The 14,565-nt window shown below is 66.6% G+C and carries 9 protein-coding genes and 1 pseudogene; 7 read left to right on the forward strand and 3 right to left on the reverse strand.

What is annotated here, in order from left to right:
- The first annotated feature begins 143 nt into the window (after nucleotides 1-143).
- Entirely contained in the window at nucleotides 144-2,201 is a 2,058-nt protein-coding gene (locus tag ACILR9_RS29585; RefSeq protein WP_395713572.1) for a mechanosensitive ion channel family protein, read from the forward strand.
- Nucleotides 2,202-2,457: 256 nt separating this feature from the next.
- Here the strand turns inward: ACILR9_RS29585 and ACILR9_RS29590 are convergent, their stop codons facing one another.
- Nucleotides 2,458-2,829 (reverse strand): VOC family protein, encoded by a 372-nt coding sequence (locus ACILR9_RS29590; protein ID WP_395713573.1) that lies wholly within the window; start codon nucleotides 2,827-2,829, stop codon nucleotides 2,458-2,460.
- Nucleotides 2,830-2,920: 91 nt separating this feature from the next.
- On the opposite strand from ACILR9_RS29590, the gene ACILR9_RS29595 reads away from it, so the two are divergent.
- The gene (locus ACILR9_RS29595) at nucleotides 2,921-3,472 is read left to right on the forward strand and encodes a CGNR zinc finger domain-containing protein (RefSeq protein WP_395713574.1); all 552 of its coding nucleotides are present in this window, start codon (nucleotides 2,921-2,923) and stop codon (nucleotides 3,470-3,472) included.
- A 12-nt stretch (nucleotides 3,473-3,484) separates the two neighbouring features.
- Here ACILR9_RS29595 and ACILR9_RS29600 read toward each other — a convergent pair whose 3' ends face one another.
- Complete coding sequence (locus tag ACILR9_RS29600; protein ID WP_395713575.1) at nucleotides 3,485-4,306, reverse strand: class I SAM-dependent methyltransferase; 822 nt, start codon at nucleotides 4,304-4,306, stop codon at nucleotides 3,485-3,487.
- Between the two features lie 342 nt (nucleotides 4,307-4,648).
- Between ACILR9_RS29600 and ACILR9_RS29605 the strand changes: the two genes are divergently transcribed.
- A complete protein-coding gene (locus ACILR9_RS29605; RefSeq protein WP_395713576.1) occupies nucleotides 4,649-8,224 on the forward strand; it encodes a S8 family serine peptidase in 3,576 nt (1,191 codons plus the stop codon).
- A 9-nt stretch (nucleotides 8,225-8,233) separates the two neighbouring features.
- Nucleotides 8,234-9,718: an MBL fold metallo-hydrolase gene (locus tag ACILR9_RS29610; protein WP_395713577.1), complete on the forward strand. Its 1,485-nt coding sequence runs from the start codon at nucleotides 8,234-8,236 to the stop codon at nucleotides 9,716-9,718.
- A gap of 261 nt (nucleotides 9,719-9,979) precedes the next feature.
- On the opposite strand, the gene ACILR9_RS29615 is transcribed toward ACILR9_RS29610, so the two are convergent.
- On the reverse strand, nucleotides 9,980-10,468 hold the full coding sequence (locus ACILR9_RS29615) for a hypothetical protein (RefSeq protein ID WP_395713578.1): 489 nt from the start codon (nucleotides 10,466-10,468) through the stop codon (nucleotides 9,980-9,982).
- Between the two features lie 299 nt (nucleotides 10,469-10,767).
- Between ACILR9_RS29615 and ACILR9_RS29620 the strand changes: the two are divergent.
- The 3 genes and pseudogenes from ACILR9_RS29620 to ACILR9_RS29630 form a co-directional block, all read left to right on the forward strand.
- A pseudogene (locus ACILR9_RS29620) lies at nucleotides 10,768-11,031 on the forward strand (methyltransferase family protein); the annotation flags it as partial.
- A complete protein-coding gene (locus ACILR9_RS29625) occupies nucleotides 11,009-11,626 on the forward strand; it encodes a TetR/AcrR family transcriptional regulator (protein WP_395713579.1) in 618 nt (205 codons plus the stop codon). The pseudogene ACILR9_RS29620 and the gene ACILR9_RS29625, both read left to right, overlap by 23 nt.
- A gap of 4 nt (nucleotides 11,627-11,630) precedes the next feature.
- Nucleotides 11,631-13,829 carry an alpha/beta fold hydrolase gene (locus ACILR9_RS29630; RefSeq protein WP_395713580.1) on the forward strand — a complete coding sequence of 733 codons (2,199 nt, stop codon included), beginning with the start codon at nucleotides 11,631-11,633 and terminating at the stop codon, nucleotides 13,827-13,829.
- The last annotated feature ends 736 nt before the right edge of the window (nucleotides 13,830-14,565 follow it).

A 14,565-nucleotide genomic window follows, 5' to 3' on the forward strand; every position in this document is an offset into this window, starting at 1 on the left:
CACTCGGGCAGCCGGCGCCTGCGGGGCCCGCTGCCTCCCACCTCGAATTGGCAAGGCCCCTACAGTAGACTTCCGGTTCGGTCGGTCCGCGGGTCGTGGTGGGCCGCGGCAGGCCGCGGGGGGATGCTGGCGGGGAGCAGATGGTGACGTTTCGGACAGCGGCGATTGCCGTGATCTTGCTGATCGGCATGGCCTGCCGCGGCTTTGCCCAGTCGCCGCCGCCGGCTCAGCCGCAGCCGCTGCCGCAGGCGCAGTTCGATGCGCTGGTCGAGGCCGTGAAGAAGGCCGTCGCCGAGGAGCTGAAGGCGCAGGGCACGTCGGCAAAGCCTGCGGTCACCAGCGCTGCCAAAGCCGACAACAAGGAGGCGGCCGATCCGCTCGACGTGTTCGGCACGCAGCTCTTAAGGATTCTCTCCTCAACCCCGGCGCTCATGTCCGCCCTGGCCGACCTGCCCCGGGCACTGGACGAGAGCAAGGTCGGCGGACGCAGCACCGGAAGTTTTTTCTTCATCCTTCTGATGACGGCCGCGGCTGCCCTCGCCGCCGAAGCGTTGGTGCGCGCCGCCCTGCACCGCGTGAAGCTCCGCCTGGCAGAGAGGGTCGCTCCCGAAAGGGGCGTGCGCTCGCTCTCATCCCTCGGGCTGCTGACGCTGCTCGACCTGCTGCCCCTCGTCGCCTTGCGGCTGGTGGCTCAGTCCATCATCGGCTTCCTGTTCCCGTTTGCCATGCTGCAGCAACGCCTGGCCTACATGGCGGTTACCGCCCTGGTGATCTGGCGGGTCTATGCCTTCATCCTGCGCCTCATTGTCCGGCCGGAGCTTCCGGCAGCCCGGCTCTGCGGCATCGACGACAACGAGGCACGCCTCCTCTACCGGCGCGTGCTCACGGTCCTGATCGTGATCATCTGCCTGCGCCAATGCGAGCGGGCCTTGATCGCCATCGGCACGCCGGATGATGCCATGGCGGCGGCCCGCCTCTTCCTCGGTCCTCTCGCCGGAGCGGTGCTGGTCTGGCTGATCGTCACGTCCAGAAAAGCCGCCCTGCAGTGGTTCAGCGGGCTCGGTCGGGTGTCGCGGCTGGGCGCTTTCCTCAGCAGCCATTGGGTCGGGCTCGCCGCAACGTTCATTATCGCGCTCATCGCGACACAGTTCTACGGCCTCGTCACGGGCCATCGCAATGTGGCCGTGGCCCTGTTGCTCACGGTCAATCTCCTCTTTGCCCTGCTGCTGTTCGAGACCATCCTGCACGCGATCGTCCGCCGGCTCGATTCGCAGCTGGCGGGCTTCACGCCGGCCGGCACGAAACCGACCCTGGCCGACGTTACGGCACGCTGCATCCGCGTCGCCGTGCTGATAGGCGTCTTCGTCACGATCGCCGAAAGCTGGGTCGTGAACGTGCTGGGCCTGGTCGATGCCAGCGAGTGGGACCGCACGGCACGCGAGGCGATGACCGCGGGCATCACCTTGTTCACGGCCTACGTGCTATGGGAGCTGTTCGACTATGCCACGGAGTCATACAGGCAGCGCTACATGGCCGGAGACGCCGCCGCCAGGGCCTCCCGCCTCGGTACCCTGATCCCCCTGTTGCGGGTCACGGTGGCCATCGTGCTCATCGTCCTGGCAACGCTGATTGCGCTCGAGAATATCGGTGTGAACGTGACGCCGCTGCTGGCCGGCGCGTCGGTCCTGGGCCTCGCCCTGTCGTTCGGCAGCCAGACCCTGGTGAAGGACATCGTCTCCGGCATCTTCTACCTGACCGATGACGCCTTCCGCGTGGGCGAGTTCATCGATTGCGAGAAGGCCAAGGGAAAGGTCGAGAGCTTCACCTTGCGCTCGGTCCGTCTGCGCAACCAGAACGGCCAGATCCACACCATTCCGTTCGGCGAGCTCGGCCATGTCACGAACTTCAGCCGCGACTGGGCCGCGGTCGATTTTCCCCTGCGCTTCGCGCGCGATGTCGACCTCGACAAGCTGCGTGCGGCAACGCAGAAGGTCAGCGCCGACATCATGGCTGTCCCCGAGCTCGAGGAACAAGTGCTCGAGCCGCTCAAGATGCAAGGCATCGCCGAGGTCGCCGACAATGCCCTCGTGGTCCACTTCAAGCTGGTCGCCCACCCGGGCAATCCTGCCACGTTGCAGAACGAAGCGATAACGCGGATGTTGCGGGCGTTCCCTGAGCTCGGAATCGAATTCGCGAAGTAGCCGGCGCAGGCTGCCTGTCGCAGCCTGAGCAACGCTCATGGCTGGGACCGCGCCACTGCGATGGCGCTCATGGGGTGAGTGATCGACAAGAAGAGCGCCATCGCAGTGGTGCGGTCCCGGCAAGAGAATTGCCCGCCGCTGCCTTCGGTCAAGCATCAAGGCGTCGATGACGGCGGCCTCCTCGGCCGCCGTCGCTGCGGCAACGGTAAGCGAGGTCATGGCCGCAGGATCAGCGGCCGTGACCAGGCTGGCAAGATCACTTTCCGCAGTAGGCTTCGATGCGATAGCCATCGGGATCAATCACGAAGGCCGCGTAATACTTCGGCCCGTAATCGGCGCGCACGCCGGGCTTGCCATTGTCCTTGCCGCCGGCCTCGAGCGCTGCGGCATGGAAGGCATCGACCGCGGCGCGGTCCTTGGCCGCGAAGCAGAAATGGAGACCCGACTCCATGTCGGCCTTCACCGGCTTCGAGGCGGCGCCGATCCACAGCCCGACCACCTTGTCACCGTAACCCAGCGAGGTGTCGCCGTCGCTCAGCCGCGCGTAGCCCAGCGGCTTGAACGCCGCGTCGTAGAACTTCCGCGACCGGGCGACGTCGGCGACGCCGATCGAAACATGGTCGAACATCACATCCTCCTGCTTAACTGTTAAACCGGTTATACGGTTATTGATATCGGCCAACCTTGTCAACCGGGCAGCCGGCCCTTAAGTGCGGAAGATGCTGCGCGCCGACCTCTGCCTGGATTTCGTCAACACGCGCTATTGGCGTGGCCAGGCCGAGCCGACGGAGACCTTGAACACGCCGGAGGATTTCGCCGGCTGGCTGGCCAATCTCGGCGGTCAGCGTCCGGCGCGGCCGCCGGTGCGACGCGAGTTCGAGCGCGCGCTCGAGCTGCGCGAGACGCTGCATCGCCTGTTCGACGCCGAGGCGCAGGACAAGACGCCGGGCGCGCGCGACCTCGAGATGCTCAACCAGGCGCTCGCGGCGGCGCCCGCCCGCACGACGCTCCGGCGCGAGCGGGGGGCCTATGGCTGGGACGTCGACGCCAAGGCCGGCACGGCTCTGGCGTTGCTGGCGCCGATCCTGTGGTCAGCCGGCGATCTGCTGGCCGGGGCGCGCCTCGACCGCGTGCGGCGTTGCGCCAATCCCGAGTGCGGCTGGATCTTCCTCGACGACAGCCGCGCCGGGAAGCGGCGCTGGTGCTCGATGCAGTCGTGCGGCAACCGGGCGAAGGCCAGGCGCCACTATCACAAGGTCAGGAAAGGCTGAGCGTCGCGCCTCTCAGGCGGGCTTGCGGGCGATCACGACCATGCGCCGCTCGCGCCGCACGACCGGCTGATCGCCGACCTTGTCCTGCAACCGGCGGCGGATCTCGTCGCGCGCCCGGGCACGCAGCTCGGCCGGCAGATGGCCCACGAAGTTGCCGAACGAGCTCGCCTCGGAATAGCGGATGGCAGCCTCGGCGTCGGCGAATACCTGCTCGACCGGGCGCAGCTCGATCCTGATGTCGGCGAAGCCCGCGCCTTCGAGCAGGGCGCGCATGCGGTCGGCGTCGACGCGGAACAGCACGCCGTCGGGCGGCCGGGCATGGTGGGCGAAGGGCGGCTCGCCCAGGACCTGCAGTCTCACCTCCTGCAGCGCCGTGCGCCGACCGGGCGGCCATGTCGTCATGCCGAGCCGGCCGCAGGGCCGCAGGATGCGGAAAATATTTGCAAGCGGTCCCGCCTTCTCGGGCAGCCAATGAAACACGGCGTTCAGCACCACGACGTCGACGCTCGCCGTCGCCGACCCATCGAGCTCGCGCGCATCGCCGACCTCGAAGGCGAGACTGGCGCGCGCCCTGGCCTCGGCGATCGCAATGCGCTCCGGCAGCGGATCGATGCCGAGCACGCGGCCTGACGGACCGACGATGCCGGCGATATGCTCGGCCAGCCGGCCGGTGCCACAGCCGACGTCGAGCACGCACTCGCCCGGGGCGATGGCGAGGTCGGCGACCAGGCGCCTGCCAGATTCGAACTGCCGCGTCGCACTCTCGCGTTCGTAGGCGCGGGCGAGCTGCGCGCTGTCGAAGTCGAGGTGGGGCGCCGCGGTCGGATCGGTCATGTTTCGATCTTAGCGCAGCTGCCGAAGAAAAGGCCTCTCCTTCTACTGCCATCGGGCGGCCGCCTGGCTCGGGATCATCGGCGATCGCGGGATCGGAGGGTTCGATGTCTGGCCATTGAACCTTACTTGCCCAAGCGGAGAGGGCCAGCGAGCCGGCAGTGCATCTGCGGCACGACAGTTGGCCGGCCAATGCGTAGCACGTGCAGTGCGGTTTTCGGATCAGCTTTCGGTATATGACACGTCAGGTGGATGCCTCCGCACCTAATACGATGGTCGATTGTAGCCACGGCAGCAGAGGCGTAATCTGGCAGAAGCCGGCATCGGCGCTGACAGGGAGAAGCGATGGCGGAGGGTGAGCTCAGGCTATTGTTGCGTGCGTCACCCGGATCGCGGACGGCATCGCTCGCGCTCGACAGCCGAAGCCTTCCCCTCGCGCTGACGCCGCTGTTCTCGAGCATCAGGGGATCGCGCGGGCTCGGCATGCGCGCGGGGACCTCGTGGCACCTCGCGACGGCGCGGCCCGGGCCGGTCTCGCCATGGGACGCGTGCCATCTCGCCGTCCAGCAGGGGCTCGGCCTTGCGGGCGGCGTGGACTTCGCCGAGCCCGACCTCGAGCAGCAATGGCCGTGGTCGACGGCCGCACGCCAGACTCTCGGCATGGCTGGCGAATGCGGACCTGCCGAACCGCAGGACGGCGACACCTATGCCGTAGGGTCCCATCCGCTGTGGTTCCGGGATACCCATCACTCTCAGCTCGGCGATGCCGGCTACACGGTCGGGGCGCCGAACGCCGCGACGACAATCCGCATCGCGCATCTCGACACCGGCTTCGATCCCAACCACTCGACCCGGCCCGTCAACCTGCGGCTCGATCTGCAGCGCAATTTCGTCGACGCCAACCGTCCGGGCGACGCGACCGACCAGCCCACGGCGCTGATCAATCCGATGTTCGGCCACGGCGCCGGCACGATCGGGCTGCTCGCCGGCAACACGTTCAACAAGGAAGGGCACATTCTCGGCGGGGCGCCGCTCTGCGAGGTCGTCCCCATCCGGGTCGCCAACTGGGTCGTGCTGTTCCGCAACAGCGCGATCGCCCAGGCGTTCGACTACGTGCACGGGCTGTGGAGCCAGCCGGCAAACCGGGTCCATGTCGTGACCATGAGCATGGGTGGAATCGCGTCCGCCGCCTGGGCTGACGCGATCAACGCGCTTTACGAGCGCGGGATCTTCGTCGTGACGGCGGCCGGGAACAATTTCGGCGGCCTGCCGACGCGCCATACGGTCTATCCCGCGCGGTTCAATCGCGTCGTCGCGGCCTGCGGCGTGATGGAAGACGGCCGGCCCTACGCCGATCTGCCCCGGGCGAGGATGGCAGGGTGCTACGGACCGGCTGCCAAGGAACGGACCTCGATGTCGGCCTTCACCCCGAACGTCCCATGGGCGAAGTTCGGCTGCCCCGAAATCGTCGATCTTGACGGCGGTGGCACGTCCGCGGCGACGCCGCAGATCGCGGCGGCCGCCGCGCTCTGGATGCAAAGGAACCTCAACGCCCTCGACAGCTACCCCGAGGGCTGGATGCGCGTGGAGGCGACCCGCAAGGCGCTCTTCGATTCGGCACGCCCTGCCGGCAGCGAGGCGCGGCGGCTGGGCCGCGGCATCCTGCAGGCGAACGCTGCGCTGTCGGTGAAGCCGCTCGGCGCCACGCGGCTTGCGAAGGAGCCGCAAGACAGCGCGAGCTTCGGCCTGCTCAAGGTGCTGTTCGGGCTGGGCGCCGCGGCCGATCGGTCGCCCCATCAGCGCATGCTCGAGCTCGAGGCGCTGCAACTCAGCCAGAGGTCGCAAGAGGCCGAGGAAATCATCGACGGGCTCGACCCGAACGATCCGTCGGTCGTCCGGTCGGACGAGGCGAGGCGATTGCTCGAGGTGCTGGCAGACCATCCGGCGGCGTCGGTCGCCCTGAAGCGTGCGCTGTATGGAACACTGGGAAAAGGCGGCCAGTTGGCCGGCCCGCCACAGGTTTCGCGGGCCCCGCTATCTCCGTCATCTGCCCCCTCGGCGGCGGCGGTAGCGGTTCCGAGCGCGCTCAACCCCGTCATCCCGCCGCCGCCGTATCGTGCGCTCAGGGTCTATGCGTTCGACCCGCTGGTCGCCACCCGGCTCGAGACGGTCGACATCAACGAGGCGGTCATCAAGGTTCCGTGGGAGCAAAATCTCAAGGCGGGACCGGTCGGCGAGTATTTCGAGGTGGTCGACGTCGATCCGGCGAGCGACTGCGCCTATGCGCCGATCGATCTCGACAATCCCGCCATCCTCGCCCGCCAGGGCCTGACCCCGACCGAGGGCAATCCGCAGTTCCACCAGCAGATGGTCTACGCCGTCGCGATGAAAACGGTGGAGCGGTTCGAGACGGCTCTCGGGCGGCGCGCCCAATGGGCACAACGGCTCGACACGATAGACGGAGTATTCGGCTCGCGATTCGTGCGCCGATTGCGGATCTATCCTCACGCGTTGCGCGAGCGCAACGCCTACTACAGCCCGTCGAAGATGGCGCTGCTGTTCGGCTACTTCAACGCGCCGGCAAGCGACGTCGGCAGCAACCTGCCGGGCGGACTCATCTTCACCTGCCTGTCGCACGACATTGTCGCGCACGAGACCACCCATGCCCTGCTGGACGGGCTCCATCCCAGGTACAAGGATCAGTCGAGCCTCGACATGCTGGCGTTCCACGAGGCGTTCGCCGACATCGTGGCCCTGTTCCAGCACTTCACGCTCCCCGAAGCGCTGCGCAGCGAGATCGCCAAGCGTCGTGGCGATCTTTCCCTGGCCGAGCTGCTTGGCGGGCTGGCCGGCCAGTTCGGCGAGGGGATCGGCAATCGAGGCGCCTTGCGGAGCTTCATCGTGAAGCGCAACGAGGAGTCCGGCGCCTGGGAGCCGATCAAGCCGGCGCAAACCGACTATGCCAACGCGACCGAGGCGCATGACCGGGGCGCGGTCCTGGTCGCCGCCGTGTTCGACGCGTTCCTGCAGATCTACCGGCGCAAGACCGAGGATCTGTTCCGGCTCGCCTCGCAGGGCACGGGCATCCTGCCGGAGGGCCGCATTCCGCACGACCTGGTCGAGCGGCTGGCAAGCGAAGCCGCGAAGATCGCAGGCCGCGTCCTGAACATCTGCATCAGGGCGCTCGACTACTGCCCGCCGGTCGACCTCGCCTTCGGCGAGTATCTCCGGGCGCTGGTCACTGCCGATCGCGACCTCGTTCCGTACGACCCGCACGGTTACCGCGTCGCCTTCATTTCCGCCTTCCGCGCGCGGGGCATCTTCCCTGCCGGCGTCACCAACCTCTCGGTGGACGGGCTGGCCTGGCAAAGACCGGACGTGCAAATCGACGCTCTGGCTGGCGTCCTCAAGAACGTCCCCCTCGTCTGGGAGTACGATGCCGATCGCTACGCGGCGTACGTGGCGTCGCAAAGCAATGCCGCGGCTCTCTACAGGGCCCTCGTTCTCGGTCCCACCGACGCGCACACCTTCGCCCAGCTCGGCCTCCTGAAGCTCAACCGGGGCAAGGTCATCGTCCTCGATGGCGTGAAAGGCTCCATATCGCCGATCGAGATGCATTCGGTTCGACCGGTTCGGCGGGTCGGCCCCGACGACCAGATCCTCGACGACATCATCATCGAGATGACGCAACGCTGGAACCCGCACGACGCCGACGGCATGTCATTCCGTGGCGGTTGCACGGTCATCTGCGACCGACGGACCGGACTGATCCGGTACGTGATCCGCAAGCGTGTCGGCAACAAGAGAAGCGTGGGAGAGCAGATGGAGTTCCAGTTGTCGATGACGGAGGGGTCGGCGCTACGCAACTACTTCGCGGAGGCCGGTCGATCGGAGCCGTTCGCCATGGTCCATCGGCACTAGGGGGTCGCGATGAGCAGGAAGCCCGGCGTCAAGGCGCGCACCAGGACAACCGCAAGGAAGAAGGCTGCGGCAAAAAGCAAATCCGTCGGGAGAGCAGCGACGGCGGTGCCGCAGCCGGGCCGCGCGACGCCGCCCGCGGGCAGCTTCGGGGTCAGCGTGCGCATGTATCGGCTGGGGGTCGGCGACTGCTTCCTCGTGAGCCTCGCCCGGCCCGACGGCTCGAAGTTCCGGATCCTGATCGATTGCGGCGTCCACCAGTCGCAGGCCGGCGGCGGCGATCTGATCAACCGGGTCGTCGACCACTTGCACAAGGAGACGGAGGGCAAGATCGATGTCGTGGTCGCGACCCACGAGCACTGGGACCACATTTCGGGCTTCAGCCAGGCCGAGGCCCTGTTCCGCACCTTCGCGGTCGGCGAGGTGTGGGTGGCGTGGACCGAGAAAGCCGGCGACGCCTTCGCAAAGACCCTGAAGGACAAGCGTGATCGCGCCATCAAGGCGCTGGCCCAGGCCGAGGCGCGGTTCCATCTCGCCGGCCGCAGCGGCGCCGACAATGCGCTGACCGGGCTGCTCGGGTTCTTCGGCGACACCACGGGCGCCAAGCTCGCCAAGGCCGGGAAGGTGCTGAAGGACCTCGCCGGCGGGGAAGCGAAGGTGAAGTACCGCGAACCGGGCGAGGCTCCGATCGAGCTCGACGGAATGAATGCGCGGATTTTCGTGCTCGGCCCGCCGCGCGACAAGGCGGCGATCCAGCGCAGCGCCCCGCGCACGGGCAAGGACGCGAACGAAGTCTACTCCTTCGGCGCCTACGGAGCGGCGCTCGACGTGATCGAGCTCGCGTTCGAGAACCAGGGCAACGCGCCGTTCGACAGCCGGTTCGCGATCCCGCTCGCGGGAACGAAGGCCGTCGAGTTCTTCCAGCAGACCTACTGGGCCGACCGCGCTCCCGACCCGGCAGGAAGGGTCGACACGACCCAGGCCTGGCGCCGTATCGACGACGACTGGCTGGGAGCGGCGACATCGCTCGGCCTGAAGCTCGACGAAGACACCAACAACACGAGCCTCGTGCTCGCCTTGGAGCTTGGGCCAGCTGATGTCGGCGGTCCCGTTCTCCTGTTCGCGGCCGACGCCCAGGTCGGCAACTGGCAATCGTGGCAGAAGGTCGAATGGAAGGACGTCCACGGCCGCCATGTCACGGGACCCGACCTGTTGAAGCGAACGATCCTCTACAAGGTCGGCCACCATGCGAGCCACAACGCAACGCTCAGCACCCTCGGCCTCGAGCTCATGGACGCGCTCGAGCTGGCCTTCGTGCCCACGGACGACAAGATGGCGAAGAAGGTCGGGTGGGGGACGCTGCCGTGGCCCAAGCTGTTGAAGCGCCTCGACGAGAAGACAAAGGGTCGCGTCGTGCGGGCCGATCGCCAGCTCTCCGCGTCATCGGCAGCTCGCGGGGTCGTCGACAATCCGCTCTTCTACCAGATCGACCTGTGAGCGGGCACGGAGCCGGGCAAGGCTCGGCGTCAACGCACGAACGCGCCTGGAGCGTGACTTTTTCGACGAGCTCCGCGAGCGTGCGGCGTCTGTGAGGACAGGTCCCTCGCTACGCTCGGGATGACATCACCTTTGCAGCAAAACCCCTCGCTGTCATCCCGAGCGCAACGAGGGACCTTTCTTTCTTCATCCCGCAGTCGACAGGCGTCGAAAAAGTCACAGGCTCCCAGGACGAGGTTTCGACTTGTTGACGCCATCGGGTCAGGGCGTCTTCAGCGTCGACCGCAGCGATCGGGCAATCCAATCACCCGGTGTCATCTTTGCCTCACGGGCCCGGGCCTCCAGATCCGCCGCCTCCATCGGGTTGAGCGGCACGCTGAAGACGATCTCCTCTGCATCCTGATTCGAATAGACGAGGCCCGTCACCCTGTTGGCGAATCGGCGCATCTGCTTCGTCTTGTCGGCAGCCGAGAGCTGGCTGTTGCCGGCGAGCCAGGGGCAATAGCTGGCCATCAGATAGTTCACGGTGCTCGAGGCCTGAACGCCGTTGGTGCGAAGAAGGTCGACTGCATTCTGAAGGGCCTCCAGCTTGTCCAGCGCTCCGCCCGTCGGCAGGGCCTTTGCCAGGTCGGCCGAGAGCTGCGGCGCATCCTGCCCGCCGACGGCTGGACATTCGAACTTGTCGGCAGCCTGTGCTGCACCGGCGGTCAGGCCGAGAACCGCGACGAGGGAGAGGAAACGAGTACGCATGGAAGCCTTGCTCCTGGGCAATTGCCGTGAGGTCTTGCGACAACGACCCTGCACGCAAAACAAGGCGTGCGCCAGAGAATGGTCGCCTCGTCGAGGAAGCCCATCGATGACCCCAGGTTGACTCGGTCAGATGACCGACTTTAGGATATATTCGGTCGGTCGACCGAACTATCAATTTGAGGACGTGAAACCAAGGAGACTTCCATGGGCGGTATCGTCTCGCTGCTTTACGGCACGCTCGTCTACATGCTGTTCCTCGCCACCTTCCTGTCCTGCTCGCCAGCCTCGCCCTGGTCTTGCTCTATCTCGGCTTCCTGCTTGCCTTCTGGGCAACGCCGACCATGACCGCCGGTCATCTGCTGTTCGCCGTGGCGACGACGGGCTACATCCTGATCGGCATCCAGCTCGAGGAGCGTGACCTGGTCGGTTTGTTCGGCGACCAGTATCGGCGCTATCGTGACCGGGTCGGCATGCTCCTGCCTTTGCCCGGCCGAGGTGCCGGTGGCGGCGGAAACACCAGAGCTACAGCAAGGGAAATCGATGGCGCGCGCGGCAACGACTAGGAAGATCGAGACCGCCGAGTCGCTTCTCGAGGCAGCCAAGGCAGTCTTGCGGCGCAACGGCTATGCCGGCCTCTCGACCCGCGACGTGGCGGCGGAGGCCGGCGTACCGCTGAGCCAGATCCACTATCATTTCGGTTCCAAGCAGGGCCTGCTGCTGGCCCTGTTCGAGTATCTCAATGCCCAGCTCCTCGACCGCCAGAATGCCATGTTCGCAGACCGCAGCCTCGGCCTGTCGCAACGCTGGGACCGTGCCTGCGACTATCTCGACGAGGACATCGGCTCGGGCTATGTGCGGGTCCTGCAGGAACTGATCAGCGCCAGCTGGTCGGATCCGGCCGTTGCCAAGCTCGTCCGGGCCGGCGTCGGTGCCTGGTGCGAGCTGATCATCGCCGTCGCCAGGGACGCCGAGAAAGAACTGGGAAGCCTTGGCGGGTTCACGCCCGAGGAGGTCGGCGCTTTCGCATCGAGCGCCTTCATCGGCGCGGAGTCGCTGTTCCTGCTGGGCTTCGAGAAAAAGGGCGTGCCGCTGCGCACCGCCCTTCGCCGCTTCGGCGACGTCATTCGCCTGCTGGAGAGCCGATCGGGAAGGAGGTGAGCCGATGCGCGCGCGACTTCCCTTGCAGGAAGGAACCGTCGATCGCAATGGCGTTGGCCTTCACTACGAGATCTACGGCGATGCACCGGACACGATGGTGTTCGTGCCGCCGTGGAGCATCGTCCACTCGCGCGTTTACAAGGCCCAGCTTCCTTGGTTCAGCGAGCGTTTCCGCTGCATCACCTACGACCCGCGCGGCAACGGAAAATCCGGCCGGCCCGAGGAGGCAGCGGCGTACTCGCTCGACAGCCATGTCGCCGATCTGCTGGCGGTCATGGACGCGACACAGGCAGGCAAGGCCATTCTTGTCGGCCTCTCCTTCGGCGGCCATCTCAGCTGCATCGTCGCAGCGCACCATCCGGAACGCGTGAGGGCCGCAATCATCGCCGGAACATCTGCTGCGGTCGGGCCTGCCAACGCCTACATGATGCCGGATCACTTCCGCGCACGGCGCGACACGTTCGAAGGCTGGGACAAATACAATCGCGACTACTGGCTCGCCAACTATCCCGACTTCGCCGATCACTTCGTCCGCCACATCTTCTCCGAACCGCACTCGACCAAGCACATCGAGGACGGGCTCGGCTGGGCGGCCGAGACCAGCGGGCCGGTGCTGGCGCTGAGCGTCGAGGCGCGCGCCATTCCGCCTGCCTTCGACGTCGGCAAGGAGATGTACAAGCATATCGCCTGCCCGATGCTGGTCCTCCACGGCGACCAGGACAGGATCCAGCCGCACGCGCGCGGCGCGCTGGTCGCCGAGCTGGCGAAGGCCGAGTTTGTCACCATTCCCGGCGGCGGCCACAATCCGCTCGGCCGCTATCCCGCCAAGTGCAACGCGCTGATCGTCGATTTCCTCGACCGGCGCCTCGACATCCCCTCACCCCTGCGGCCACGCCGCAAGTCGCCCCGGCAGAAGCGCGTCCTCTACCTCTCCTCGCCGATCGGGTTGGGTCATGGACGCCGGGACATCGCCGTGGCGCGGGAGCTGAGGCGGCTCCATCCTGGGATCGACATCGACTGGCTGGCGCAGGATCGGGTGACGCGGCTGCTGAAGTCGGCCAGGGAACCGGTGCATCCGGCGAGTGCGCGGCTGGTCAGCGAATCCCGTCATATCGAGGCGGAGGCGGGCGAGCACGATCTCAATGCCTTCCAGGCGATCCGGCGCATGGACGAGATCCTGATCGCCAACTTCATGGTCTTCCAGGAGGCGGTCGAGACCGGCGCCTACGATCTCGTCGTCGCCGACGAGGCCTGGGAGATCGACCATTTCTGGCACGAGCATCCCGAGCTCAAGAAGGCGCAGCTCGCCTGGCTGACGGATTTCGTCGGCTTCGTGCCCATGCCGTCGGGCGGCGCGCGCGAGGCCCTGCTGACGGCGGACTACAATTCCGAGATGCTGGGCCATGTCGGGCGCCATCCCGAGGTCCGCGGCCGTGCGGTCTTCGTCGGCCGGCCGCAGGACATCGTGCCGATGTCGTTCGGCCGCGATCTGCCCGAGATGCGCGACTGGATTCCGAAGCACTACGACTTCTCGGGCTATATCCTCGGCGAGCATCCACAATCGTTCGGTCCCCGCGAAGAGGTGCGCCGGCGTCTCGGCTATCGCGCGGACGAGCTTGTCTGCATCGCGACAGTGGGCGGCTCGGGTGTCGGCGCGCCCCTGCTCCGGCGCATCCTGCGGAGCTGGCCGATGGCGGCAAGACGCATGCGCGGGCTGCGCATGATCGTCGTCACGGGGCCGCGTATCGATCCGGCGAGCCTCAGCGCACCACAGGGCGTCGAGCTGCGCGCCTTCGTGCCCGACCTCGACCGCCATCTCGCGGCCTGCGATCTCGCCCTGATGCAGGGCGGGCTCACGACCTGCATGGAGCTCGCCGCCGCGGCAACGCCCTTCCTGTACTTTCCTCTGCAGAATCATTTCGAGCAGAACGTCCACGTCGCCCATCGACTGGACCAGTACAGCGCAGGCCGGCGCATGGACTACGCGACCGCGACGCCGGACAGCATCGCCCAGGCCATGGCCGAAATGGCGCTCATTCTCCTCCCCAGCTTTGCTGGGGAGGTGCCCCGTCATACGGGGCGGAGGGGTCATGAGTCTACGCTGGGAGCGCACCACTCCTGTGGCGCTCTTCTTGCTGATCATACATCCAATGAGCGCCACAGGAGTGGCGCGCTCCCAGCTATGACCCCTCCGTCGCCGTAAGACGGCGACACCCCCCCAGCGAAGCTGGGAGGAGATGAGCATGAGCACCACGCCGGCGGAGGTTACTCCACCCTATGAAGTGATGCGCTGGGCGCGCGCCACTCCAGTGGCGCGATCATTGTCGATCACACGAATGACTTGCCACTGGAGTGGCGCGCCCCCAGCCATGACAGTCACCAACGCGGACGCCCCCAGCCTTCGCCGGGCGACGACGTGCGATCAATTGCACAGGCCTCTGGCTGCCGTGGCGGCGGCGTAGCTGAGATGGACTGTCTCAGGGTTTGGAGGACTTGCAGGGCTCGTCCCGTGAGCTACCTTGAAGCAGAGGGATCAACGTGGTTGTCGATTTTGTCTTCACCCTGCAGCGGCTGACGAAACTGACGCAAGCTGACGCAAAGGGGATTGCGAGGAAGTGGCGGCAAGTCGTTGATTTCAAAGGGGTGCTGACGCACTGACGCAACTGACGCAAGAATCACCCCTTGAATCTCCACGCAGCGCGATGATGACGGAGAGGGTTGGTCAGACGCCGTCCGGGCTTGTGAGGTCGTCATGATTGGGAACGCGCCACTCGTAGGCGCAAGACTTGAGCTTGTCGAAAGAGCACGTCATGCGATCGCGCCACTACTGGCGGAGTAACCTCCGCTCACCGATGGCGCTCGTGGGATGTTTCATCGCCAGGAAGAGCGCCACTGGAGTGGCGCGGCCCCAGCCATGAGTCTCCTTCGCGGTGCTCGCC

Source organism: Reyranella sp. (assembly GCF_044224635.1).
Classification (GTDB): domain Bacteria; phylum Pseudomonadota; class Alphaproteobacteria; order Reyranellales; family Reyranellaceae; genus Reyranella.